The organism is Pseudomonas sp. GW822-FHT06D10, assembly GCF_058799535.1.
Genome location: NZ_JBXALN010000005.1, coordinates 50,169 through 76,352, shown reverse-complemented (window position 1 = coordinate 76,352; position 26,184 = coordinate 50,169). Strand labels below are relative to the sequence as shown.

Annotated in this window: 16 protein-coding genes and 2 pseudogenes; all 18 read right to left on the bottom strand. The window is 62.6% G+C overall.

What is annotated here, in order from left to right; all coding sequences use genetic code 11:
• Nucleotides 1-307: 307 nt before the first annotated feature.
• A complete protein-coding gene (locus tag AC1RL5_RS17620) occupies nucleotides 308-694 on the bottom strand; it encodes an SCO4402 family protein (protein WP_072443720.1) in 387 nt (128 codons plus the stop codon).
• Nucleotides 667-9,738 carry a hemagglutinin repeat-containing protein gene (locus AC1RL5_RS17615; RefSeq protein ID WP_492589469.1) on the bottom strand — a complete coding sequence of 3,024 codons (9,072 nt, stop codon included), beginning with the start codon at nucleotides 9,736-9,738 and terminating at the stop codon, nucleotides 667-669. Before AC1RL5_RS17615 ends, AC1RL5_RS17620 begins: the two co-directional genes overlap by 28 nt.
• A gap of 27 nt (nucleotides 9,739-9,765) precedes the next feature.
• Nucleotides 9,766-9,975, bottom strand: a pseudogene (locus AC1RL5_RS17610) (ShlB/FhaC/HecB family hemolysin secretion/activation protein); the annotation flags it as partial.
• Nucleotides 9,976-10,568: 593 nt separating this feature from the next.
• Nucleotides 10,569-11,093, bottom strand: coding sequence for a poly-beta-1,6-N-acetyl-D-glucosamine biosynthesis protein PgaD (gene pgaD / locus AC1RL5_RS17605; RefSeq protein WP_072453116.1), 525 nt, complete (start codon nucleotides 11,091-11,093; stop codon nucleotides 10,569-10,571).
• A complete protein-coding gene (pgaC, locus tag AC1RL5_RS17600) occupies nucleotides 11,093-12,442 on the bottom strand; it encodes a poly-beta-1,6-N-acetyl-D-glucosamine synthase (RefSeq protein ID WP_019093523.1) in 1,350 nt (449 codons plus the stop codon). The genes pgaD and pgaC overlap by 1 nt, the downstream gene beginning before the upstream one ends.
• 3 nt (nucleotides 12,443-12,445) lie before the next feature.
• Entirely contained in the window at nucleotides 12,446-14,443 is a 1,998-nt protein-coding gene (pgaB, locus tag AC1RL5_RS17595; RefSeq protein WP_019095705.1) for a poly-beta-1,6-N-acetyl-D-glucosamine N-deacetylase PgaB, read from the bottom strand.
• Between the two features lie 14 nt (nucleotides 14,444-14,457).
• Nucleotides 14,458-16,944, bottom strand: coding sequence for a poly-beta-1,6 N-acetyl-D-glucosamine export porin PgaA (gene pgaA / locus AC1RL5_RS17590; protein ID WP_492589468.1), 2,487 nt, complete (start codon nucleotides 16,942-16,944; stop codon nucleotides 14,458-14,460).
• 275 nt (nucleotides 16,945-17,219) lie between these two features.
• Nucleotides 17,220-18,722, bottom strand: a complete 1,503-nt coding sequence (locus AC1RL5_RS17585) for a YdgA family protein (RefSeq protein WP_072453121.1) — start codon at nucleotides 18,720-18,722, stop codon at nucleotides 17,220-17,222.
• Between the two features lie 223 nt (nucleotides 18,723-18,945).
• On the bottom strand, nucleotides 18,946-19,581 hold the full coding sequence (locus tag AC1RL5_RS17580; protein WP_093410289.1) for an NADH:ubiquinone oxidoreductase subunit N: 636 nt from the start codon (nucleotides 19,579-19,581) through the stop codon (nucleotides 18,946-18,948).
• Between the two features lie 93 nt (nucleotides 19,582-19,674).
• The gene (locus AC1RL5_RS17575; protein WP_492589467.1) at nucleotides 19,675-21,123 is read right to left on the bottom strand and encodes an efflux transporter outer membrane subunit; all 1,449 of its coding nucleotides are present in this window, start codon (nucleotides 21,121-21,123) and stop codon (nucleotides 19,675-19,677) included.
• Nucleotides 21,120-22,010, bottom strand: coding sequence for an efflux RND transporter periplasmic adaptor subunit (locus AC1RL5_RS17570; RefSeq protein WP_011058539.1), 891 nt, complete (start codon nucleotides 22,008-22,010; stop codon nucleotides 21,120-21,122). Before AC1RL5_RS17570 ends, AC1RL5_RS17575 begins: the two co-directional genes overlap by 4 nt.
• Complete coding sequence (locus AC1RL5_RS17565; RefSeq protein ID WP_011058538.1) at nucleotides 22,007-22,216, bottom strand: DUF1656 domain-containing protein; 210 nt, start codon at nucleotides 22,214-22,216, stop codon at nucleotides 22,007-22,009. Before AC1RL5_RS17565 ends, AC1RL5_RS17570 begins: the two co-directional genes overlap by 4 nt.
• Entirely contained in the window at nucleotides 22,213-24,300 is a 2,088-nt protein-coding gene (locus AC1RL5_RS17560) for an FUSC family protein (RefSeq protein WP_072453123.1), read from the bottom strand. The genes AC1RL5_RS17565 and AC1RL5_RS17560 overlap by 4 nt, the downstream gene beginning before the upstream one ends.
• Nucleotides 24,297-24,725, bottom strand: a complete 429-nt coding sequence (locus AC1RL5_RS17555) for a MarR family winged helix-turn-helix transcriptional regulator (RefSeq protein ID WP_011058536.1) — start codon at nucleotides 24,723-24,725, stop codon at nucleotides 24,297-24,299. Before AC1RL5_RS17555 ends, AC1RL5_RS17560 begins: the two co-directional genes overlap by 4 nt.
• A gap of 142 nt (nucleotides 24,726-24,867) precedes the next feature.
• A pseudogene (locus AC1RL5_RS17550) lies at nucleotides 24,868-25,149 on the bottom strand (type II toxin-antitoxin system RelE family toxin).
• Nucleotides 25,139-25,384, bottom strand: coding sequence for a type II toxin-antitoxin system Phd/YefM family antitoxin (locus tag AC1RL5_RS17545; protein ID WP_011058534.1), 246 nt, complete (start codon nucleotides 25,382-25,384; stop codon nucleotides 25,139-25,141). Before AC1RL5_RS17545 ends, AC1RL5_RS17550 begins: the two are co-directional and overlap by 11 nt.
• A gap of 64 nt (nucleotides 25,385-25,448) precedes the next feature.
• A complete protein-coding gene (locus tag AC1RL5_RS17540) occupies nucleotides 25,449-25,694 on the bottom strand; it encodes a DUF2789 domain-containing protein (RefSeq protein ID WP_011058533.1) in 246 nt (81 codons plus the stop codon).
• A 14-nt stretch (nucleotides 25,695-25,708) separates the two neighbouring features.
• Nucleotides 25,709-26,170 (bottom strand): aminoacyl-tRNA deacylase, encoded by a 462-nt coding sequence (locus AC1RL5_RS17535; RefSeq protein WP_041115071.1) that lies wholly within the window; start codon nucleotides 26,168-26,170, stop codon nucleotides 25,709-25,711.
• Nucleotides 26,171-26,184: the final 14 nt, after the last annotated feature.

Below are 26,184 nucleotides of genomic sequence, written 5' to 3'. Positions count from 1 at the left end.
TTATTTTCCGAATCCCACATTATTGCACTTCACAAGCCTGTTTTATTCAATGCATTAAAACTAGACGTATACAACAGTATTACCTGCCCAACCAGAGTCAAATTTATTCAGCTTGTTTGCCAACGTACTCATAGAGGTAAGCTCTGTCCCCAACTCAACTTGAGTAGCAAAAATCCTACGATCTCTCAGCATCATCTTACCGCAGGCAACTCCACAACCTGTGGGAGTAATTTGCTTTACAACATAATGAAGAGCCCCGCGTGAACCGGGGTTCTTTAACTTTAAGCATTAGATAAAATCAAGACGTCTATACCTGAGAAAACTCTACTAAAGCGTTTTTTGATGACTCAATAACATCAGCCCATTCAGGCTTCGTCAGATAGTCCTCATCCGCAAGACAAGTCCCATATTTATCGAAAACCTTATCAATACTCTTAACAACATCGGAAATTGCTCTTGCTTCGTTTTCCCCTCTAAGCACAATTCCGATCCAAGAACGAGGGTCGGTTGCTAAATCGGTATCATCGTATAAAAAATGAACAGCGTAATTAAACTCATCATAAGCTATATCCGAGTCAGATCTAGACACCCATGCTCTGTATTGATAATCAGCACTGGACAACCCCTCCAAGTAGGAAATCAGTTCGTCTCTCATCGTAGGATATTCTAGTTCGGAGAGTTCCAAGTTTTCCATTTTTTATACTCGCTCAATGGGATATGAACTTGCTCTGCATGATCTTTAATAGACCCTATAACAGGTTTACCATCTCTACCTATAACCTGACCATTTGACCTAACAATAACGTGATCCACTTGCTGAGTTGGCTGACTTATATGAGGCTCCCCCTTATCTACCCGAACACCATTTCCTTTGTTTTGGGGGTCTTGCCATCTAAACCCAGTGCCTTTTTTATTTGGAGAAACAGCCCAACTTGCTGGAAATTTATTAATTGTAGTATCTGGTACATCCCAAACTTTTGGTAGTTTACTAATCCCAGTTTCAGCATCTGTCAAAGCACTTGTCGGATTAGGATTCCTGGCGGCTTGCCCTGCACCACCAGCACTCCCTACTTTTGAGAACACTCCCACCATGCTGCCAAGCGTAGCCAGTAAGCTCGCATCCTCTACGACTTGCAACCCAACGCGAACCCAGTTTCCATTAGCCAAATTGACTGCCCGGGTAGCCTCGCCGATTGCCTGACCTATACCTACGCTGTCGCCCGCATACGTCACCGTCGTGACGGCCATATGGGTAGCAACATTGCGCTCACAAGCAGCGTTCCCTTTACATAGAGGCAGCACTTTCTCTGTGTAAACTGCCTCTACGAACTCTTCCCACCCTGCCTGAGCCTCTTTTGTCTCCAACCCGCCCTGCCGGTAGGAAGTTTCTTTCCATGTGTCGTAAGTTTTCAGACAAGCTTGCAGCCCTCCGGAATCACCACAGGATGCTTTGAGTTCGTTGCCAAATTCCGCTACTTGGTCCTTACCCAATTGATGGCCAAAAATATTGACCCCTGTTCCTAAATGATTATTTTCCACAGCATTCTTGCCAGCCCCGGCACCCGCAATTGCACCCGCGCTATCGCCTTTCGCAATTCCCCCCGCAAGCCCAGCGGCTAACGTCGATAGCGCAGCCACTGTCTGCTTTTGTTCTTCACTGAGGGAGCTGGTATCGCTGGTGCCATACAGCTGCTGGGTGATCAATCGAGCAGCCAGCTCTCCACCTGCAGCACCTGCAGCGCCCGCTATTGCCGAGTTACCTTGGGCCTGGGCAACGGCAGCTCCCAGCACAGCGTGAGCCATTGTGTTGAGGGCTGGATTGTCACCTGTGGATTTCTTGATCAACTGCGCCAGATACGGTGCCGAGGCGCCAGCCAGGGCAGAGCCGATATCCCCACCGGCCAATCCTTGCAGGGCGGCGGTGACGGCTTGGGCTACTCGCTGGTAATCACCACCCGTACCGTATTTGCCCATGATCTGCTGATAGGCATCAGTAGCAATCAGCTTCGTCTGGTACTTCTCAACCTCCTCTTTGCTGGCATTGCTTCCTGGTCGATAAATACCTTTCTCTTCAAGTTCCTTGCTCGCCTCTTGATCGGCCTTCAACTGCCCCTCGGTCCGAACAATGTCCGTCACCTGAGTGCCAATCTCGCCAATCAGCTGCACCTCTCGCAGGCGCTTCTGCTCCTTCTCCTTGTCGAAGATCGGGCTGATGCTGCCATTGGCGTGTTCGACGTCGCGGCTGAGGGTGGCAATGTCCTGCTTCTGCTGGCCTGGATCACGAATGTCCAAAGTGCCGTTGGAGATTGCCGATGAGGTGGTGCCGCTGGCACTGCCGCCGTGGTTGTAGGCGATCAACATGCCGCTGGGCATGTTGCTGGTGAAGCCATCAGCACCGCCGTTACCGCTGCTGACGCTGGCGCTCTGCATCTGGCTTTTGTATTCGGCCTCGTTCTTGAGATCGCTCCAGCCCAGGGTGCCCGTGCTCAGGCGGTTTTTGTCGGTTTCTGCGGTGCTGGCGATGACGCTGCCATCCAGCTGGGTGTGCTTGCCCACTTCAACCTGATAGCCGCCCTTGCCGGCGAACAACCCGGTCTGTTCCTGCACGCTCTGGTACTTGGAGTCGATCTTGCTCTGGCTGACGCTGACCGAAGCGCTGCCGGTCATCGTGCCGAACGTGAAGCTGGCACCGCCGCTGACATTGCTCTGCTTGGACTTGTAGTCGTCGGTGTCTTGCAGGCTTTGCAGCGTGAGGTCGCGCCCGACCTTGGCCGTGATCTTGTCCGCATTGACTTGCGCACCCTTGAGAACGGCGTCCCGCCCACTGATCAGGCTCGCCTGGTTACCGGCGTCCAGGGTGGTCTCGGTCCAGGTGGTGCCGGTGCCCTTTTCCTTGCCCACACCCTTGTTGCCGTTGGCGAAGATACTCAGGCCTGCGCCGTTGGGGCCAACGCCCAAGCTGACGCCAATGGCACCGCCGCTGCTGCTGTTCTTGCCATCAAGCTTTTGCCGGTTGGCCGCGGCCTCAAGCTGGATGTCACGCTCAGCGGCCAGCAGCACGTTATTGCCCGCCTTGAGTTGGCTGCCTTGCACGCGAATGTCGCCATCTGCCCCAGCGGTACCGCTACCGGCAGCCACAATGGAGAGGTTGTTGCCACTGGTCAGGCTACTGCCCTGACTGACCACCTGCTCCTGAGTCTGCTTGGAACTGAACTGCTGCGAGCCCAGGGAAATGCTGATACCGACGAACTGGCCAATGTTATCGCCGTTCATCCCGCCGCCCTGTTGGGCCGCTTGCCAGGCCTGAACACCAGTCAGGCCAGCCTTGATGCCTTGCAGGGCAGAAAGGCGGCTATCGTCCTCCTCCCTGGCTTGCTTGGTGGTCTGGTACGCGGCGTCGACAGCACTGCCGACGGTTCCGGACAGCGCCAGGGTCAGGCCGCTGGTCTTGGTCTTGGAGGTTTGCTCGCTCTTGTTGTGATTTTCCGCCGCGAGGATGCTGACGTTCTGCCCGACGAGACTGATGTCCTTGCCCGCGATGACGTCGGAACCTTTAAGAGTCAGGTCCTTGCCGGCCTGGATATCGACGTTGCCCAGCACACTGCCAATGGTGCTGGCCTTGGCGTTTTCGGTGGTGCTGGACGAGGTGTTCTGAGCGCTAGTTGAACCCAGGGTGAAACCAATCCCGCCACTGCTCAACAAGCCGGACTTTTTCTCCGATGTCGAATGGCTTTGCTCGTAGGTTTCGGTGGCGCTATCGATCTCGACATTGCGTCCTGCAACCAGGCTGGTGGAGTGGGTGGAGACAATATCGCTGGCGGTCGCGCCAATATCCTGGCCGGCGCGGATGACCACCGTATCACCACTGACGGAAGAGCCCTGTTGAGTGATGGAGTTGCTGCTATCGATCCGTGTTTTTTGGCTGCTGGACAACCCGGAGCTGCTGGTCTTGGTCTTGCGGTAATAGCTGTAGTCGCTGTTCTGCCCAGCGCTGAGGTTCACATCACCGCCCGCATAGAGATACGCCTCATCCCCCGCCGTCACCCGGCTGGCCGTCAGCGCAAGGTCCTCACCGGCCTTGAGCGCCACATTGCCGCCGGCGACCAAGGTGGTGCCTACCTGCTGAACATGATCCTCCTGGCTGGTGACCTTCTTGGTCTTGCTATACGCATGCTGCTCACTGGCCGCTGAAACCAGGCTCAGGTTTTCCGTGGCGGTCATCGCCACATCGCGCTTGGCTTCGATCTGGCTGGCGATGGCGGTGATGTCGCGCCCGGCGCTGATGGCCAGGTCGCGACCGGCCTGCAGGCTGGAGCCGTTCTGGGTCACGCTGAGGTCGTTGTAGCGCACGCCGCGGTCATTGCTGACCACCTGTTCCACGGCGCTCAGGTTGACGTCGCGACCGGCCTTGAGGCTGGTGTCGGCTCCGCTCTTGAGTACGCTGCCGTTGTTGTTGATGTCGCGCCCGGCACTGATCACCAGGCTGTTCGCCGCTTCTACCCGGGCGGCGTTGTCGACGAAGTCGCGCTGCTGGGCGTAGCTGCCGTTGCTGCTCTGGTGCGAGGTCAGGGTGCGCTCGTTGATGACGTCGCCCCGGGTTGCGGCGAGGCTCACGTCACGCCCGGCGACGATGCCGCCGGCCTTGTTCACCAGGTCGTTGCCGGCCAGCAGGTCAAGGCGATTACCGGATTCCAACAGGCCGCTGTTGATCAGGTTCTGCCCGGCCTGGGCCGACAGGTTGTTGGTCGCGCGCAGGGTGCCGACGTTGTTAAGGTCCTGGCCGGCGATCAGGTTGACGTCGTTACCCGCGATCAGGGCGCCGTTCGGGGCCAGTCGGTTCTTGGCCTGGGCCAGGTAGAGCACGGGCACCAGCACTTGTTCACCGTTCACTTCATGGCTTTCCAGCCAGACGATGTCGTGGGTCAGGGCCGCCACCTGCTCCGAGGTCAGAGCCACGCCCACCGACAGGTTGAGCTGTTGCCGGCTCTGGATGGCGTTGTCCATCAGGTACTTGAACAGCTGTTCGTCGCTGTTCTGGCCGTCGATAAAACGCTGGCCGGTACGGGCTTGTACCGCTTGTTGAATCAGCTTCTGCTCGTAGAAGCCATCCCCCAGGCGTTTGGCGCTGTCGTCCGGGTTGTAACCGAGGCTGGACAGCAGGTAGTCCGAGCTCATGAACTGCTTGAGGTCGGTGAGTACCGGGTTGGTTTCTATCAGGTACTTGTGCGGCCGGGTAAGGTTCGCGGCATCCGGCAGGCCGGCGATCTGCGCCGGAGCTGGTGCGGCGCTGCTGCTCTGACCACTGAGGCGGAACAGACCGTTCTGCCCAGCGGGCAGACTAAAGCCAGGCAGGGCCAGGGGGTTGACCTGTTGCTGGGTCAGGTCTGGGGGCAGTTGCGGGCTGAGGCTGATGCGAGTGGCGAAGGCGGTACCCGGTACTTGGGTATCGGTACGCGCACCGCTGCCGACATAGGTGTAACCCGAACGGACCACGCTGCTGTCGAAGCCATTGCCGGCCTTGATGCTCACCGCTCCCCCGGCCTGGATCACTGCGGCATAGCTTTGATCACCACCGGCGAGTTTTTTCGTCGTCCCCAGGCCGACCCACTCACGTTCGGTCATGCCGATAAAACCGGCCAGCGCGCCTTCCAGACCACCCAGGTCATCAGGCGTATAACCCGCACTCTGGAACCAGTATCGGTTGGTGACAGCGTTAGCGACGTTGTACCAGGCACTGGCATTTTTGGTCCGCGCCGACATGAACACCCGGGTGGTTTCGGTCTCGCCGGTTTCCACGCCGCTGTGGGTCAAGTTGTTGACCGTGGCCATCAGGTTGCCGGCCGCGCTGATACTGCTGCTCTGGTTCAGCAGGTCGCCGGCGTTGATATTCAGGTTGACGCCAGCGGCAATGCTCGACGCCGCACTCGCTTCGGTGACTTCGAATTTGTCGCGCTGAACGATCTCCCACACGTGATTGCGTTTGCCGCCACAGTCACCGGCGTTGTAGCCCTCGATGCAGGCGACTTCAGCGATTCTGGCGGTGTAGATGCCGCCGTTGTTGGTGGCCAGCACATCGCGCATGTTCTCAAGGGTGCTGGCTGCAAGCGTCATGGAACCATCGCTTTGCAGGGTGCCGGAACGGTTGGCGATGCGGCTGGCCAGAGCCCCCTGACCATCGCGATCGATCGTCAGATGACCGAGGCTGTAAACGTTGCCGTAGCTGTTGGTCAGGGTGTCGACCCGCAGCCCCATGTCGTCGCCACTGAACACCAGCCCGTGATCGTTGAGCAGGCCGCCGGCGGTCAAGGTCAGGTTCTGGGCAGCCCCAAGGGTGCCCTGATTGTTGATGCCACTCGCGTTGAGCGTGAGCCCGGCCGCAGCGCTCAGGCGCCCTGCGTTGTTCAACTGGCCGAACACCGAGACTGTGGTGTTGCCGCCGCCAGCAATACTGGCACTGTCTGCCAGGTCCACTTGGGCAGCTTTTAGGTCCAGTTGCCCAAAGCTGCTGAGTCGGCCCTTGCTGCTGTAATGACCACTGAGGTCGATATTGACGCCTGCATCACTGCCGATCAGGCCGTCATTGATCCAGTTCACGCCGCTGCCTATCAGGCCATTGCCGGCTAGGAGCTGGCCCGTACGGGCCTGGGTCAGGTGGTTGACGTTGACTGTCAGTTTCCCGGCCTGGATCGAGCTGCTGTTGGTCCAGCGTTCGCCTTCCAGGATCAGCTGGCCGGCGGTTTTCAGGCGCCCGCCCACATCCTCGAGGTTGGCCATGGACAGGCCGAACAGGCCGTTGCCGCTGTGCAGCACGCTGCCGCCACGGTTGTTGAAGCTGCCAGCGTCGAAGGCCAGGTTTTGGTTGGCGGTTTCCAGAGAGCCATCGCGGTTGTCGAACAATCCGCCGAGCTCCAGCCGTGTATCGCCACCGTCTCCCAGGGCGCGCAATTGGCCGGTCTGATTGTCGAGGCTGGCGGCCTTGATCGTCAGGCTGCTGTCGCTTTCGATGATGCCCTTGTGGTTATCCAGAGCGCCGCTGAGGTCGAAATTAATCTGCTGGCCGGAGATTTGCCCGTTGTTGCCGCTGTTGTCGAAATGGCCGCCGCTAACTTTGACAAGGCCCTTGGCGTAGAGGCCACCGTTGCGGTTATCGAAATCGCCGGTGGTGATCAGCGCATCGCCGCTTTGCGCGGAAATCCGCCCGCCGTCGTTGTCTATGCCAGCCAGGGCCTTGAGGGTCAGGCGCTGGGCCTGGGTCACGCCGCCCTGGCGGTTGTTGCTCGGGTCGTAGCCGTTTTTCAGCACGCCGCGAAGATCGGCGATCATCGCGCCTTGCACGCTAGAAAGCACGCCCCCACGGTTATCCAAGTGGCCGGCGCCGATGTTCAGGTTACCGTTCCTGGCCAGGATGCGACCACTCTGGTTGTCGATGTCGCCGGTGCTCAGGTTCAGAGCGCCTTGGCTCTGCAGGGTGCCCTTGCCATTGGTGAGGCTCCCGGCCTGAACGTGCAGGCCGCCGGTCTGGCTGTAGATCAAGCCATCACCGCTGTTCTGCAGTACGCCGTCCAGGGTCAGGGTCAGTGGGTCGTTGGCCATCAAGGTCCCACGGTTACGATTGTCCAGGCTGGCAGCGAACAGGCTCAGCAGGCCCTGGCTGGCCATCTGGCCACCCCGATTGTCGATCTGCCCAGCGCGTTCGATGCGCAGCGGGCCGCCGCTGGCCAGCTTGCCGTGGGTATTGTTCAACGCGCCCAACAGATTAAGGGTGACGGCGGTTTTGCCGGTGAAAGTGCCGGTGCCATTGTCCAGGTCGGTGCCGGTAAAGGTCAGGTCACCCGCGGCGTCAAGGGTGCCGCCGTTGTTGCCCAGGGTCATGGCCTGCAGGGTCAGGGTCGCGGCGCTGTCGATGGAGCCGCCCTGGCTGTTGTCCAGCAGGTCGCTGAGTTTGAGGCTTTGCTCGCCGGCGCTGGAGATCACCCCCTGGTGGCTGTTGTCGAGGCTGGCGGCCTTGACGTCCAGGGCCTGCTGGCTGACCAGGCCACCGCCCTGGCTGTTGTTCAAGGCGTCGCTGAGGGTGACCTCGACACCGCCCTTGAGGCTGGAGACGGTGCCTTTGTTGCTGTTGTTCAAGCCTGTGCCGTTGAGGGTCAGGCCCTGCCAGCCCGACAGCAGCCCGCCCTGGTTGTCCAGTTCTGCCGTACCGGTTATCTCCAGGGTCTGTTGCGCCAGTACCACGCCGGTGAGGTTGTCCATGCCGGCCAGTACCAGGGTGCTGCTGCCCTGGCTCGACAGCTCGCCACCGCTGTTGCTCAAGTGGCCCAGGTTGGCATTGAGGGACTGCTGGCTCTTGATCAGGCCGCCCTGGCCGTTGCGCACTTGCTCGACATCGAGTTGCAGGCGCTCGGCGCTCAGCAGCTTGCCCTGATGGCTATTATCCAGAGCCCCGGCACTGACCTTCACCTGGCGCTGCCCGCTCAGGGTGCCGCCTCGGTTGTTCAGGGTCTGGGTGGTCGTGACCGTCAGATCCCGGCTGGCCACCACGCTCTTGCCGCTGTTGTTCAGGGTATGCGCAGTCAGCGTGACATCGCCGTTCGGGTTGCGGCTGTTGTCGAGGTTGACCCCGGCTTCGATGATGCCCTGATTGTTCAGTTGCCCGCCGCTGCCCAAGTTGATGCTGTTGGCCGCCGCCAGGGTGTTGTGGTTGTTCAGGTCGTCTTGAGTTTGCACCTTGAGCTCGCTGCCGGCGTAGACCGCGCCCTTGGTCTCCAGGCTGCCGGCCTTGATCGCCACCGCGCCCTTCTCGGCAGAGACTTCGGCCATGCGCAACTGGCCGTTGGCATCCAGTTGGATATCACCGCCACTGGCGATCAGCTTGCCGTCGAGCTTCACCCCCACCCCGGCCTCGGTGCCCACCAGTTTGATCGCCCCGGCGTACATGCCGCCCAGGGCTGATGAGTCGATGGCCAGTTGCGGTGCATCCGCCGGGTTGGCGGTGCGGGCCGTGGCGTTCAAGGTCTTGGCGTCGACATCGTTGGACCCGGCGATCACCGCCAGGTGCCGGGCCTGGATCTCGGCGTTGATCTTGGCGCTGCGGGTGATGATTTCGAACTGGTCGATATTGCTCGCGTTGAGGCCCGCACCCTCGATGGCGACGCTGCCCTGGTCCACCTGGTAACGCTGGATTTGGCCGTTCTCGATCACCGGCTTGCCGGTGGTCAGGGTGGCCTTGGGGGTGTTGATGAAGCCGCAGCCATTGCAGCTCACGCCATAGGGGTTGGCGACAATGACATGGGCCGACTGCCCGGCCACTTCGGTGTAGCCCTTGAGCTGGCTGGGGCTGCCGCCGTTGACCTCGTTGAGGATCACATTGGCCGCGCGGCCACCCAGGTTGGAGTTGCCGAGAATGATCCCGCCGAGCTGGGTTTCCTGGGTACGACCGGTGGCGTTGTTGAGGATCAGCCCCTGCTGGCCGACGTTGTAGTCGCTGAACTTGTTGTGCGACAGCCCGCCGCCATTGGGCGTGGCAATGTTGACGATGGGCACGCCATTGCCGGCCTGTCCCAGTGTTGTACCGCTGCCGTTGACCACGATGCCGTCGGCTATCGCCACCGCGGGCTGCCAGAACATCACGTTGGCCAGGATGAACGCCAGACCGCGTTTGGACAGCCCCCAGAACGAATCCCGCGCTTGCAAGGTGGCGCAAGGCTGGCGGGCCAGAAAGGCGAGTTGGCGAACGTCCATGTCAAAAGCCTCAATGAATCAGTGCAATCAGAGATAGAAATCCAGGCGGAAATGGGTCGGGGTTTCCCGTTCACTCAAGGCTTCGGGACGTTCGAGGGAATGGGCAAAGCTCACGCCGGTGACAAGGTGGTTGCCCATCGGGCGAGTCCAGCGCAGATCGTTGCGCCAGCAGTAGCCGCTGTCGCCATTCAGGCTCGGGTCTTTGTAGCCGCGGATGAAGGACTGGGCGCCCAGGTTGAAGGTGGTACCAGGCATCGGCGCGACAGCGGCGCTATGCAGCGCGCTAAACAGCAGCAGGCAGGACAAGGCACAGCACAACCTCATCCCGAGCGTGGAGAGAGACATATCCGATCCTTCGAAAGCGTGACGACAAGAGCTACGAAGGGCGTGACGCTAATAAGCTATTACTGCATCGTCAAATGACTGCCGCAGAATCGCCAATAACAATCAAATCGAACTTTCAAGCAACTTTACGAGATAAAAAACATGCAGCTCCATCATGGAGCCGCCCATTTTAAATTTTGAAATATTTAAAGGAAAAATCACCTTAAAGCCTTTTAAATCAAGGCTATATAGCTTTAAAAAGTTTGAGCAAAAACAGGAGATTGCACACTTCGAAGAGCCAACGCCCGTACGCAAGAACCCTGGTTCTCACTCTCTCGCTACGATTAAATAACAACTCACCCACAACCACATCCGTAGCGACAACCCCATGCAGAAATCCCAAACAAATCAATAACGCATTGATTTATTTACTGAAAATAGAATCAGACAATTCCCTCTGCAAATTCAGAAGAGCCGCCCCCCCAGGGCTCATCCCCCCTGGGCAATCAATCTTCTCCTGTCTTCTTGCCTTCATCCTCTTCCGAACGCAGATGGATCACCCGCGGTGGCGGTTCCACCCTCAGCGGCGGGTGCTGCTGGTCTTCGGGAAGAATGCGATAGAACTGCGTGGTGACGTGGCTGATACCGCCCTCCTCGTCGTTGTGCACGATCATGGTGCCGGGCTGGCGCATCTGGGCGAAGGTCGCGTCGTTGAGCTTGAAGGTTTCGCTCAGGCGCTTGTCGTCCACCACGGGTGCCGGCAGCCGGGGCGGGTAGCTCTTGTTGCGACGCTGGCGGTAGCGGGCCCAGGAAATCAGCAGCACCGCATTGAGTACCGCCACCCAGGCATAGAACTGCAGGGTGGTCAGGGCATCGAGCATGCCCGCTTCGATCCGCGGCCCTTCATGGCTGTCCAGCAGCGGAATGAGCCCACGAACCAGCAAGTACAGCAGGCCTACCCAGGCCAGTACGGTGAGGACAACGTCGACGATCACCATGAATGGACGCTGGCGGGTTCGGATGATTTTCATCAGCGCACCTCCTCTTCGTCATCGATGGGTTTGATGCCGCGGTCCGGGCTGACCCAGCGCGCGCGTTTCTGGTGTTCGCCAAACAGCACCCGGGGAAAGCTCACCAGGGTGGTGAACAGGCTGATGAACCAGAACACCAGCGGGTACCAGACCACCCAGAACATGGTTTTCCACAGGTCTTTTTCATAACGGCGGTCGATCAGGATACTCACCGCGAACTGGGTCAGGCAGACCATCGCCAGTACCAGCCCGGTGAAGGCCGGCGGGACGATGGTGTGCACCGCGATGGCCTCGGGCATGACGATGAACTTGCCCAGGGCCCAGAAGATCACCGACAGCAGGAAGGTGAAGGCCCAGCCGGTGGACAGGCAGTAGTCGAACAGCAGGGTCCAGAGGTAGCGGTGGCGCCACTCCCAGATCCCGCGGATGTTCTTGAACAGCACCTCGGCGCCGCCCTGGGCCCAGCGCAGGCGTTGCTTCCACAGGCCGCGCAGGGTCTCCGGCATGAGGATCCAGCACAGCGCCCGCGGCTCGAAGAACACGTACCAGTGGTCCAGTTGCAGCTTCCAGCTGATGTCGATGTCTTCGGTGATCATGTCCGGGCTCCAGTAGCCCACCCGGTGCAGGGCGGTGCGACGGAAGGCGACGATCACCCCGGAGACGGTGAAGACTTTGCCGAACACCCGCTGGGTGCGCTTGATCAGGCCGATGATCGAGGAGAACTCGCCCACCTGGACCCGACCCACCAGGGTCGAACGGGTGCGGATCCGCGGGTTGCCGGTCACGGCGCCCAGGCGCGGGTTGTCCAGCATCGGCGCCACCAGGTAGGCCGCCGTGTTGGGCGCCAGCAGGGCATCGCCGTCGATGCACACCAGGTATTCGCTGTGTGCCGCCACCGCGCCCATGCGCAGGGCCACGGCCTTGCCCTGGTTCTGCGCCAGGTGCAACACCCGCAGGCGCGGGTCCTGGGCGGCAAGGCGGTCCAGCACCTCGGCGGTGTTGTCCTTGGAGCCATCGTTGATGGCGATCACTTCGATGTTCGGGTACTGCTGGGCCAGGGCCGCATGAATGGTGTCGGCGACGTTGTCGCCTTCGTTGTAGCAAGGAATGAGGATGCTGATCAGCGGCTCACCGGCCAGGGGCGGCGGCAGGGTGTCGTCGCTCCACGGCCAGTGGCGCTCCCAGTGCATCCAGTAATACAGGCCGCCGGCGATCCACAGCGCCGACATGAACAAGGGGTAGTAGAAGACGAAGTCCATGAGGAATTCGCCGGTCAGCACGAAGATCAGCCCCAGGGGCACGCCGAGAACGAGCGCCAGGACCACCAGCGCAAAGATACGATCCACCATGATTCAAGGGCTCCATTTGTTGGAGAGCGCGGGCCGCAGAGTCTTCAGGTCCGGTGAGTTCTCGAGGAAGTTGTCCGGGTAGTAGCCGAAATTGGTCGCGCCCTGGCGCTTGAGGCGGCCCATCCAGTCCGCCAGTTGCTGGGCGGAGAGGTCGCTGGCGGGCTTGCGGGCCCAGTCCCGGGCCTGCAGCTCGAACACCGTGCGCTGCAAGGCACCGGGGCGGGCGCGCACCTGGTCCACCAGGGCTTCGAGCCAGGGCCCGGAATGCCGCTGGCTCTGGCCTTCCATCAGCGGCATGGCCATGGGCGCGGTCCAGTCGTAGCTGACCAGGAAATCATCGAGGTTCTGGGCGAACCAGGTTTCACTCTGCGGGTTGATGATCGGCTCGGCGAACAGGTTGCGCGCGGTCTGCACCTGCGGCCCGCGAATCGCCCGGACCTTGGCGGCCAGCTCATGGGTGAAGTCGATCAGGTAGCGGCTCTTGAAGCGGGTCCAGCGCTGCAGGGTGGCCGGATCGTCGCGCAGGGCGGCCATGGAACCCGGCAGGCCCTGGGCCGCATAGGCGCGCAAGGCCCCGGGGCTGGCGTCTTCGAAATCCGAGAGCACGGCGTCGTCGTGGAACAGAATGCCGTCCACCGACGTCATGCGCGCCACGTCCTCGTAGAGGTCGCCGATCTGCCGGCGCACATTGGGGTCGAAGGGCGACAGCCGCTGGTACTGCTTAGGATCGATGGTGCTCTGGCCGGTGGCTGGATCCCAGCGCGTGACCCGGGGCAGCCGGGCGTCCAGGGCGAAGCTGAGCACCGGCATCCAGGCATAGACCTTGACGTGGGCCCGGGTGCGCAACTGCCAGGCGACCCGGTCGAACAGGTCGGCGCGCATCGGCAGGTGCCGGTTGGGGAAATACAGCGACTGCACCAGGCCGTCGCCCTTGGGGTCGGCGAAGGCCTGGAGGAATACGGTGTTGGCCCCCAGGTCGGCCATGCGCTGCACCAGCTTGCCGAGGTTGACCTCCTGCTGCTTGGGGTCCGGGTCGTAGACGTTGTCCAGGTCGACGTGCACCACGCGCATGGGCGCGGCGGTCTCGGCGCCGACAATGCTGTTGGAGAAGTGCATGCCGTCCGGGTCCGACACCACCAGGAAACGCGGGCTGCTCATCAGGTTGTCGAGTGTGTCCAGGCCGTCGTCCAGGGTCAGGGCCAGCTTGAAGCCCTGGCTGTCCACCACTTGCAGGGTGGAGCCGTCGGCCGTGCCGTAGGGCCAGACCCAGATCCGCGGGCGATAGCCGGCCACGGCCAGGATCTTGTTCGAGATGGCGGTCACGTCCTGGCGCATCCGCGCCTGGAAATCCGCCTCGCTTTCATAGCGCCCGGAGGCGGCGTCAAAACGGCGGGTCGCCGCCGCCGGCTGCAGGTTGCCCTGAGGGTTGGCAAGAATGCCCAGGTGGCTGTGGTCGGTATGGGCGGCGATTTCCACCAGCCCGGAACGGGAGATTTCCCGGACCTGCGCCCAGGTCAGGAACTGTGAGCGGGGCCGCAGCTCGCCGGCGAAGTTCACCGGCTGGTCGGCCGGGGTGTCGATCCAGGTGCCCACCGGCGCCAGCACCGCAGGCCAGTGATAGCTGCGCAGCACCGGCAGCACCCGGGTGTAGAAGCTCGAATAGCCGTCATCGAAGGTCAGCAGGATGGCCTTGGCCGGCAGTTCGGGGCCGCCGTTGCGCGCCGCCAGGATCTGGTCCACGGTCACGGGCCGGTAGCCGTTTTCCCGCAACCAGGCCAGTTGCTCGATCATCCGCTCGGTGCGCACCGCCACCACCCGTTGGTCCGGGTCGCGATCCTCGATGTCGTGGTAGGCAATGCCCAGCACGTGGTTCTTCGGCCAGGGTGCCTCGGTGTTGGGCAACGGCCGTTGCGCCGGGGCGAGAAAGTCGGCGGCGGGCTGGGAACAGGCGCTGAGAACCAGGGCTCCCAGCAGGAGGATGCAACGGTTGATCAGGCGCATCGTCACACTCTTCTCTAGAAGCGATAGGTAAGGTCGACAGCCAGGCGCAGGTCGGTTTCCCGATCGCCGTCGTAAGGCCGGTTGATCACGCTCAGGACTCCGCCGATGTCGAACACGTCGTTCCAGCTGTAGCGCGGGCCGTAGCTGAGCAGCCCCACCGCTCCAGTGGAGTAGCCGCGTTCGCTGTAGGTACCGGCGCCGGCCTGGAACTGTTGGCTCCAGGAGGTCTGATAGCGGTGATAGAGCACGTGGTTGACGGTGACGGTGGGCAGGACGCTGAGGTCCGCCTCGGGGTTGTAGTAGGGGGTGTCTTCCAGGGTGTTGTGGCTGGCGCCCACTTCCAGGCCGAGGTCGACCTGCACTTTCGGCGAGCGGTAGACCCCTTCGCGGCCCGTGAGCAGAGCCTCGAACCTATTGTTGCCGTCGCTGAAGTGCGACGGGCTGAGGGACAGTTTCCACTCGCGGCTTTCATTGGCCCGCCAACGCAGGAAGGCGCTGCCGCCGTTGGCGCTGATATCGCTGTTGAGGGCCCGCAGCGGGGTGTTGGCAGAGAGGTAGTCGAGGCTGCCGCCGTATTGCCAGTGATCGTCGATGTCCCGCGCCAGCGACACCCGGGCACCGGTCTTGTCGCCATAGCCATAGGAATGGTTGGAGACTTCCGCTTCCAGGGTCATGTCGCGGGTGCGCCGCTCCACCCCCAGGACCTGCCAGCGGTGATTGCCGATCCCTTCCGGGAAGTCCCCCATGGCATAGCCGATGCCGCCGAACAGGCGCCAGTCCTCGGCGATCGGCGGCGTGTAAAGCCGGCTTTCGATGCCAAAATCACGGCTGCCGGATACCGCGCCGGCACCATTGCTGCCACCGCCGTAACTCTTGCCGCCATAGGTCATGACCCGCAGTTCGGCCATGTCGTGCACTTCGCGCTCGCGGGCCAGGCGCTGCACCTGGCGGCTCTCCGGAAAGCGCTCCACCACGTCGTCGGTCAGCGCATCCAGTTGCCGCCATTCCTGCAGGTCCTGGGCCGTATGGCCCTGGGACACTTCCAGGCTGACATCGCGCGGGGCCACGCTCTCGGTTTCCTTGAGCAGGCTTTCCGAAAGCCGGGGCCAGTCGCGCACCCGGTACAGATCGGCCTGGGCCAGGCGCACGCTGATGTTGCCCGGGGCCTGCCCCGCCAGGGTCTCCAGGCGCTGCTCGGTGCCCGGCAGGTCAGCCCCGGCCGTGCCGTCGGCACCGGCCTGGGCCGCCAGCAGTTGGGCATCGACCCAGTCGTCATTGGGGTCGCCCACGGTTTGCCCGGTGAGCTGAATTCGCTGCGGCACACTGTCGGCCAGGTCATTGGCGAGTTTCAGCGCCTCTTCCGGGCGTTCACTTTCCAGCAGCGCGTAATACAGCGCGGTGGTGTCTTCCAGGCGGTGGTCGGCATTACCGTCCGGTGCCGAAAACACACGCCGATACAGGTCCGCGGCGATTTCCGGCTGGCGCTGGTCGAGGTAGGAAGCCGCCACCCAGCGCAGGGCATACGGGGGAATGGCCACGCCGGCAGCGGTGAGCTGCTCGTATTCGCTGATCACCTCTGCGGTGCGCGCCCGGGACTTGAGGGCGCCCAGGCGGTCGATGCGCCAGCGGGTCAGGTCGTCCTGGGCTTGAGGGTCCTTGCCCCAGGCGGCGAACAGGGTGTCGTAGTCGGCCAGGGCACGGTCGGCCACCACAAAGCGCTCTTTCTCACTGCGGCTAGCCAGCTCCGAGAGGCGCACCCGTTCGGCGGCGAGGTCGGCCTGGATGCGCCGCTGGATCACCGGATCGATCAGCCCGGGGTGCTGCCGGGCCAGGCGCAGGGCCGGTTCCGGCAGGCGCGCCCGCTGCAGGGCGTAGATGTATTCGCGGATGACTTCGGGCTTGTCGCCAGCGCGGATAAACGCCTGGTCGTATGCGGCCAGGGCGTCATAAGGCTGGTTGGCGCGGGTCAGCGCGTAGCCCAGGGCCAGGCGCCGGTTCGGGTCATCGGGCTTGGCCGCCACCAGGGCCTTGGCCCGGGCCACGGCTTCGGCCGGCTGGCCGGCATCGGCCTGGGTCAGGGCCAGCCCCAGCTGCAGGTCGGCGTTCTGCGGGTCGCGCTGCAGGGCCAGGCGATAGACCTGGGTGGCGTTGTCCCACTGCTTGAGGTTGCGATAGGCACGGGCCGTGGCGGCCAGCGCCTGCGCCGGCAGCACCCGGTTGCGGCCCTGGGTCTCGTAGACCTTCACCACCTCGGCATCGAGGCCGGCCCAGCTGGCGATCTGCAGGTGGTCGCTGACCAGCCCGTTGTTCAACCGGTCCGCCGGTACTTGGCGCAGATGGTTCAGCGCCGGGGCGTAGCTGCCGGCCCGGGCCTGGATGATCAACTGGTCATAGGCCGCATCGGCGAACGCCAGGCCCGGCCATAACAGTTGGCTGCACAATGCCAGGCGAAACAGCGGACGAAGGCCGTAGCGGCGAGCGGGATGAACAGTGCGTTGCATTTCGTCAGCATCCTTACGTGGCTAGCCGGAGTTCTGCGCCCCGCCCTAACGCCCCAGCCCGGACGATCAGAAGATCGACAGAGCGTCTGGGAGAATTCTTCCACGAAGGTTAGTTCAGAATTTGCAGCGCCATATTTATTCAGAATCAGATTCTGCGGGGCCTGCAGCCGCCCTCACCGCCTTGCTCCAGACAGCACAACGCCCGACCTGTGGGCTGCACAGGCCGGGCGTCAGGGGTTGCACAAGAAGGGCCGCGCAAAGCGGCCCGTGCACCTTTACTGCTGGGCGCCTACGCCCCCCAGCTTGCTCATGACCAAACCGATGAACTGCTCGACGGTCATTTTCTGGCCGTTGAAGTTCACTTCGTTATTGGCATAGTGCAGGGCCGACACCACGTCATTGCCTTCCAGCTTGGCCAGTTGGGTGGACAGGGCCATGGCACTGAGCATTTCTGCAGTGGCCGCGCTTTGCTCGGCGATCAGCTTGGCATCGGTCTGGCCTTCGGCCTGGGCCTGCAGGGCGGCGATGTCTGCCACCATCGGCTTGGACAGCGACAGCTTGGCATCCAGCTGGCTGACCAGTTGCTTGCCCAGCTCAGCCGGCGGCAGCTCCAGGCTCTGCGGCTTGGCCAGATCCAGGCTCAGGCTGAAACGGCTTTCACCACCGGCGGTCTTGAATGCCAGGCTTTCCAGGGCGATCTGCGGCTTGGCTTCCAGGACCTTGTTCACGGCAGCCCGTACCTTGACCTGCTCGGCGTCGGACATTTGCAGTTCCGGAGCCGGTTCACCCTCGGCAGAGGCCTCGGTGGCGGCCTTCTGATACGGCTGCAGCACGTTCTGGTAGACCTGGACCAGATCGAGCATGCCCTGGCTGTCGAGGCTCTTCATGCTCCAGAGCATCTCGGCCGAACCCACGGTCTTGCCGTCGAAGGCGATTTCGCCCACTCGGTAATCCGCACGGCCCGCCACTGTGCTGCCGGTTTCTTCGCTGAAGGTCTTCTGCTCGAAGTGCTTCAGGGTCAGCACCGACTGCTTGTCGCCGAAGGTGGCCTTCAGGCCGCTGAGCTCCAGGGTGTTCTGGCCCAGGAAGTAGTCGAAGCTGCTTTTCTGCAGGTTGCTGGCCAGGGTCAGGCCGTTGATTTCCAGTTTGAGCGGGGCCTTGTCCGGCGAACTGAGGAACAGGCTCAGGCTGTCCATATAGCCATCGACCTTGGCCTTGCGGCGATTTTCGCTGACGCTGAAAGTGGCATTCAGGCCAGAGAACTTGAGGTTGTTCAGCTCATCCAGGGCCAGTTCCATCGGAGCGAAATCCAGGGTGCCCTCCGCGGACAGGTCATAGCCGACATTGACCACGCCCTTGAACGGTGCAGCACCCTTGGTGGCGGCAAACCACTTGTCGGTCTGCCCGTTGTTCTCCAGCTCGTAATGACTGGACGCCATGACTGGCAGCCACTTGAGGCGGATCAAGCGCGAGAAAGGCAGCGGGCCGTGTTCGATATGGTCGGCGATCATCAGTTCCAGCCCACCGTTGAACACCTCGCCCTGGGTCTTGAGGCGGTAGCGGGCATTGCTGCTGAACACGCCACGCTCCAGGGACACCAGCTCCAGAGTGGCGGTGGCGTCATAGCCGATCAGCGCCGCTTGCAGTTCCTTGTTGCTTTCGATCACCTGCTGCTGCAGGACCCCTTCCAGCTTGGTGCCGGTGTACCAGGCACCGCCGGCACTGATGGCACCTACTGCGACGACGATTCCTAACAGTACGCCTGCTGATTTATTCATGTCTGACCCGATCAATATCCGTTGTTTGAAGGTGTGGTCGTCTTCCCTGAACCCATGACGGGTTGCGGCTCGACTCCGCGTAAAACCGGCGCAGATTACCACTGGCGGCTAGGGCGAGCCCAATCTTTGAATGTGAAAAACCGTGGAGCGCGGGGAGATGGCCAGGGCAGCGGCTGCCGCAAACCGGCAGCCGCCGCTGTTACAGTGCCAGGGGAAGGGGCTTTTAGGAGTATTCGATTTCCAAGGCATCGAGCTGATGATCGAAGCTCTTGAGCCGGGCGCTCCAGGTGTACACCAGGACCTCGAAATCCCGGTCGATCACCGCGCTGTTGCCCCGGGATTCGCCCCGCGGGTCGCAGAAATCCAGCTGGTAGCGCTCCCGCGCCATGGCGGTGGCGACATCCGACAGCTCCCGGGCATTGCTCAGCCAGTGGTGACCGTCCTCGGCTTGCTTGTCCAGCAGCATGCACTGCTTCTTCAGGGCCTCCAGGCTCTTTTCCAGCGGGGTGCCGGTGAGTTCACCCATGACTTCGGCGAAGGTCCGCCCCGGTTGCCAGTAACTGCCCCAGAAGTAACGGTCGAATACGGTTTCGACCCGGCGCAGGGCTACCTTGGTGTCCCAGATGGCCACCAGGGTCTTGCTCTGTTCGAGCTGTTTCTTCTTGATTTTCTGGCCCTGAAAGGAGGCCCAGGCCACCACACCGATGGCCATCACCGCGATCAACGCGCTGGCGCTGTCGAGGAACACCAGGGCCTTGTCGATCTGATGGGCCAGCATGATGCCGTAGAAGTAGGTGGCAGACAGCAGCACCAGGGCGCAGAGCGCGCACCAGAAGCCCGGAGCATAAGGGTTTTTCATTATTGGAATCCCCATGACCATCACATGCTTTGATCGGTTGGAAGGCACGTTGCACAAGGCACTTTTCCAACTGATCAAAGCATAGCAACCGCCTCAGGGTTTCGCGTGTTTCGGGCCTTGCGTTCGTCCGCTTTCCCAACCGCCGCCCAGGGCCAGGAACAGATCGATCTGGCTCATGGCTACCTGGGTGTTGGCCGCCGCCAGTTGCGCGCGCATATCGGTGTAGGTGCGGGTAGCCTGCAGGTCGGCGAGGAAGGACGCGCGCCCGGCCTGGAAGAAGCGGTGGGTCTGGTCCGCCGCCAGTTGCGCCGACTGCTCGGCATCCGCCAGGGCATCGCGGCGCTGCAGCTGCGCGCTGTACTGGGCCAGGCCGGTCTGGGTTTCGCGGATGGCGTTGAGCACCACCCCATCGAAATGCGCCAGGGCGCCCTGGCTGGCGGCCTCGGCTTCATGAATGAGCTCGCGGGCGCCATTGGCCGGCACCGTCCAGCTGATCAGCGGGCCGAAGCCCCAGCGATTGGTGGAAGGCTTGCCGAGGTTGTCGAGGATGCCCACGGTGCCGACGGTCGCGCCGATGCTGATATCCGGATACAGGGCCCCGGTGGCCACGCCGATTCGCGCGGTGGCGGCGGCCAGCTGGCGCTCGGCCTGCCGTACGTCGGGGCGGCGCTTGAGCAGCGCCGCGCCATCGCCCACCGGTAACAGCTGGGTGATATGCGGCAACTGGGCGCAACTGTCAGTGCCGGCGGGCAATTGATCCAGCGGCTTGGCCAGCAGCATCGACAGGCGGAACAGGCCCGATTGGCGCGCCGCCTCATAGCGCGGCAGTTCGGCACGCAGGGATTTGAATTGGGTCTGGGAACGGGTGACCTGGGTTTCGTCGCCGCGCCCCGCATCGCGCAGGCGCTGGGTCAGCTCGGTGCTCTGGGCTTGCAGGCTCAGGGAGTGCTCGGCAATTTCCCGTTCTTCGTTGGCCGCGCAAACCTGGGTGTAGGCCCGCACCACGTCCGCCACCAGGGTGATGCGCGCGGTATCCGCCGCAGCCTGGGTCGCGTCGGCATTGGCCTGGGCCGCCTCGATGCCGCGCTGCAAGGTGCCGAACAGGTCGAACTGGTAGGAGGTGCTGATGGACAGGTTGCCGACGTTGGCCACTGGCACCTTTTCCGGCAGCAGGAAGGCTTCGCCGGATTCCTGCAGGCGCTCGACCCCGGCCTTGACCCCACCGCTCCAGCCACCGGCGGCCTGGGCTTCATCCACCTGGGCACGGGCCCGAGCCAGGTTGGCCGCCGCCACCCGCAGGTCGGTGTTGGAAGCCAGGGCCTGCTGCACCAGCTGGTCCAGGCGCGGGTCCTGGTACAGCCGCCACCAGTCGGCAGGCACCGGCGCCGACACCACGTTGGCGCCCTTGGCGCTCAACTGGCCCTGCAAATCCTTGCGCTGCACCGCCGCATCCCCGGGCACCTGGTAATCCGGCCCGACCATCTGGCAGGCCGAGAGCAGCAGGCCGAGCCCAGCCAGGGCCAAACGCGCGCCGTTGTTCATTGGCCGGGCTCCTGCTTGGCCTGGTCGTCGAGGATCGACACCGTGGCGGTGCGCCCGGCGATCATGCGAAAGTCCGCCGGCACATCGTCGAAGGCGATGCGCACCGGAATCCGTTGCGCCAGGCGCACCCAGCTGAAGGCCGGGTTGACGTTGGGCAACAGGTTGGAGCCGCTGCTGCGATCACGGTCCTCGATCCCGGCGACGATGCTTTCCACATGCCCGCGCAGCCGCGCACGGTCGCCGATCACGCGGATATCCACGGCCTGGCCGACATGGATGCCATCGAGCTTGGTCTCTTCGAAATAGCCATCGATGTGGAAGGAGTTGCTGTCCACCACCGATAGCACCGGGCGCCCGGCGGTGACGAATTCCTGGGTGCGCGGTGCACGGTCGTTGACGTAGCCGTCCACCGGGCTGCGTACCACCGAGCGGTCGAGGTTGAGCTGGGCGCTGTCCACCGCCACCTGGGCCTCGGCCAGGGCCGACTGGGCGCGGGCCTCGCGGGACTGGCTTTCTTCCAGTTGCTCGCGCGGCACCAGGTTGCCCAGGCCACGGTTGCGCTTGGCCTCGCGCTGGGCCTGGGCCAGGGTTTCCTGGCGGTCGGCCAGGGCCGCCTTGGCCTGGCGCAGGGCCAGCTTGAAGCGGTCCTGGTCGATGCTGAACAGCACCTGACCGCGCTGCACCAGTTGGTTGTCACGCACCTGCACTTGCTGGATCAGCCCGGACACGTCCGGAGCGATCTGTACGATATCGGCACGGATATGCCCGTCCCGGGTCCAGGGCGCGAACATGTAGTACATCACCATGCGCCAGACCACCACGACCGCGAAGGTCACCACCAGTAACGTCAGGACCACACGGCCAATGGTCAATAAAGGTTTTTTCATGTCATCAGGTATCGACTGAGAGAGTCCACGGCGCCCAGTAGCAGAGCGTAGAGACCCACGTTGAACAGCGCCCGGTGCCAGACCAGACGATAAAAGTGCAAGCGCGTCAGCACCCCGTGCACCAGCAGGTACAAGCCATAAGTGATGCCCATCAGCACCAGCAGCGTGGGCAGGAACACCCCGCTGATATCCAGATCACCGATCATAGGGGCGCTCCATCGATGCCATGGGGAAGGGGTTCTTCAAGCTCGCCGGTGGCGACGAATTCCACCCCCGGCAACAGCGCCAGGCGCAGGCCGCTGAGGGCGTGCAGCAGGTGCAGGCGGGTTTCGTGATCGCCTTGCAGGCCCTGGCTGCCGAGGGCGCGGCGGGTACGGTCGAGGGTCATCAGCAGCCCGCTGGGGGCCGGCAGGCGTTCGCCGGCCTTGAGGCAGGCCTTGAAGTACTCGCCCACCTCGGCCACCACCTGGCGCAGCAGGCTCTGGGCCACGCCCTGCACCCGCGGTGCGTAGGCCAGCAGGTCCAGCACATTGAGCGCCACGCGCAACTCCCGCAGGGCTATGCCGGTGTCCTGCCCGGTCATGGCCAGGCGCGGCAGGTGCTGCATCAGGCGGTCGAGCATCTGTGCCCCCATGTGCCGGTGTTCGGCCAGGGTCGCCGGTTCGCTGAGGCTGACGATGTCGCGCCAGCTGAAGCGGGTCAGGCGCTTGGCCGCCAGTTCGGAGCCGAACGGCCGGGCGATCAGGGTCCAGACAAAGGCGAACAGCAGGCCCATGGGGCCGGCCAGGTTGGAGTTGGCAAAACTCAGGAAGTCCGCGTCGTAGGCGCCCTGGATGCTGATGAAGGACGAGGTGTTGACGATGGTCAGCAGCATGCCGAGGTAGAACCGCGGCTGCACCGTCAGGGTGCCGACGCAAATGAACGGCACGGCAAAGGCCAGCACCAGCATCGGGAAGTCGTGCAGGTTGGGCAGGATCAGGAACAGGTAGAGGCTGGCGAACAGCACCGACATCGCGGTCCAGAAAAAGAACCGGTAGATCTGCGGCGCCGGGTCGTCCATGGAAGCAAAGAAACTGCAGGCCACCGCCGCCAGGATCACGGCGCTGCCGCCGTCGGTCCAGCCCAGGAGAATCCACAGCACCGAGGCGACGATGATCGCCAGGACCGTCGAGCCCGCCGAGTACAGCATCAGCCCGCGATCGAGAAACGGCGTCAGCCGGCCCAGCCGCCAATGCCGGTAGACCGCGCGCCAGGGCGCCTGGCTTTCACTCTGGATGGCGTGCTGCAGGCTGCGGCAGTCCTGCCACAGGTCGATCCACTCGCCGAGGCGATACAGAGCGTTGGACATCAGCAGCTGGCGCCGGTCATCCAGGGCTTCGGGGCTTGGCTGCAAGGCTTCGAGTTCATCGCGCAGGGCCTGCCAGCGTTCCACCGAAGCATCCCGGGCGGTGCCTTGCAGCCATTCATCGGCCTTGGCCAGCAAGGGGGCGAACTGCGCCACCAGCTCCGGGGTACGCCGTTCCAGGGCATACAGGGCATCGTCCAGGGCATCCACCACCGGCAGCAGGTTGATCATCCGCCCGCGCAGCTCCTTGGTGTTGCGCACGGTCTGCGGCCGGGCGCCCTCGTGGGGCAACTGGCCGATCATCAGTTCCAGGGTGTTGAAGGTGCCCACCATGGACGCGCGCAGGGCACTGACTTCCTCGGGCTGGACGTTGCGGGCCAGGAAGCGCTGGCTGTAGAGCGCGGCATCGGCGAACCACTTGGCGGCGGAATCGACGAACACCGGGGCCAGCCGCCGAGGCCAGAACATGCTGCCGATCACCGCGGCGCAAACGATGCCGAGGAAGATTTCCTCGGTCCGCGCCTCGGCGACGTCCCAGACCCCCAGGGGGTTGTCCACCACCGGCAGGGCGATCAGCGGCAAGGTGTAGCCGGCCAGCATCAGGGCGTAGTTGTTGGCAGTGCGCAGGTGCATGGACAGGAACAGCAGGATCCCGGTCCACAGGGCGATGATCACCACCAGCAGGTAGGGGCTCTGCACGAACATCGGCACGAACAGCACCGCGGCCGCCGCCCCGAGAAAGGTGCCGATCGCCCGGTACAGGGCCTTGGAACTGGTGGGGCCGACGTAGGGGCTGGAGACGATGTACACCGTGGCCATCGCCCAATACGGACGGGGCATCTGCATCAGCATGGCGATGTACAGGGCGATCATCGACGCGGCGAAGGTACGTACGCCATAGAACCAGTCCCGCGCGGGAGGCATGCCGGTAAAGAAGCCTTTCAAGATGGCAGCACCGGTACATGACTGGCGGACTCGAACGCGCGGATCACCCGCAACGCCGCTTCCAGGTCGGCGCTGCCAATGCCTTCCAGCACTTCATGACGCAGGCGCACCAACTCGCTTTCCACCGCCTGCACCAGCTCGCGACCGGTGTCGGTCAGGCTCAGGCATTTGGCCCGGCGGTCGTGGGGGTCTTCACTGCGGCACACGTAGCCGGCGCTGCACAGTTGATCCAGCAGGCGCACCAGGGACGGGCTTTCCATCCCTGCGGCCTGGGCCACCGTGACCTGGCGCACGCCCTCGCCCAGGCGCCCGATCATCAACAGCGGCACCGCGCAGGCTTCGGAAATGCCGAAGTTGACCAGCGTGGTCTGGCAGATCCGCCGCCAATGCCGGGACGCGACCACCATGCCACTGCTGATATTCATGTGGAGTGATTCAAGGGAGCTGGACACAAGATTGTTTGCACACTGTTAGTTTGCTAACTATCAATATGTCATTGACGGATAAATCCAGTCAAGTTTTGTAACAATTGCCTGATAGTGAAGATGCACAGCTTGCCAGCGAACCTCAGCGTTTCCTGGCCTGCTCGTAAACGGTTCCACGCTCGCGCTTGCCGACCGCAACCACGCAAACCACTACGCGCTCTTCGATCACTTGATAAACCAATCGGTAGCCCGAAGCCTTGAGTTTGATTTTGTATCAATCGGGAAGCCCATGCAGGGCATCAGCAGGGATTCGCGGCACCTCAAGCCGTTCGGCGAGCTTTTTCTTGAATTGCTCTCGAAGCGTATGCCCCAACTTGTTCCATTCCTTGTGTGCCGAAGGCAGGAACTCAAGGCTATAAGTCATCCAGACTGACCGGAACGGGCGTCTCATGGCTGCGCTCGCGGATGATTTCGGCCAACTCCAGATCATCCAGGCGTTCCATCAACGCTTCGAAAACCTCGGCCGGAACCATGTAGCCCATGACACGATTGTGATTCAACACCGCCACTGGCCCGCCCTGGGCACCACTCAAGACGGCAGAAGGGTTTTTCTTCAACTCAGATACGCTGACGGCTTTGTCAGCCAGAATACTCTGCATAATCATGACCTCAATTCAGGTCGTGATTCTGGTCCAAATCCTCCCTATCAACAACTACAGCTCATCAGCCCCCACGCCCCTTCCTCAACAACACATCCAACTGATCCACCACCTCGGCCCAATCCGCATCATCGAGCACTTCCGTGCGCAGAAAGTCGGCCTGGCTCTCGCTCCAGAAAAACGCGTCCGCCAGGTGCAGCTCCGGTTTGAGCGGCGAATGGGTGGCAATGAAACGCTCGATGCTCACCGGGTCATCGGCCAGCCCCAACTGCTTGAACAACGCCGGCAGGCTGTGGGTCGGTGCTTCCATGGTCGGGCTCCTGATCAGTGCGAGACTTCGCAAACCTCGGCGTGGGGCACCAGCTTCAGGTACTGGGCCATGCTCATGTGCACCAGGTTGTGGTGGTTGCCAGCTTCCAGGTAGATGTCTTTCTGCCGGGTCAGCAGCGGGTCGATCACCACGTCCAGCCCATAGGACTCGCCCAGGGCCGGCACCGCGCCGCGCTCGCAGTCGTTGAACAGGTGGGCCAGGGTGCTTTCCCGGGTGACCTGCCATTCGCCGCTGCCGCGCACCTTGCCGAGGTCCAGGTGCCGACTGGCCGGCAACACCGCCATCAGGTAATGGCCGTGGTGATCGTCGAGGATCACCGACTTGGCCACCCGCTCCGCCGGTACCCCCGCCACCCGCGCCGTTTCCAGGCTGCTGGCGGAGTGTGGATGGGTCACCAGATCAAACTCGCAAGCGGCTTGTTCCAGGCTGCGCTGCACGGTTCTTGCCATACGCATGATGCACCTCGGTG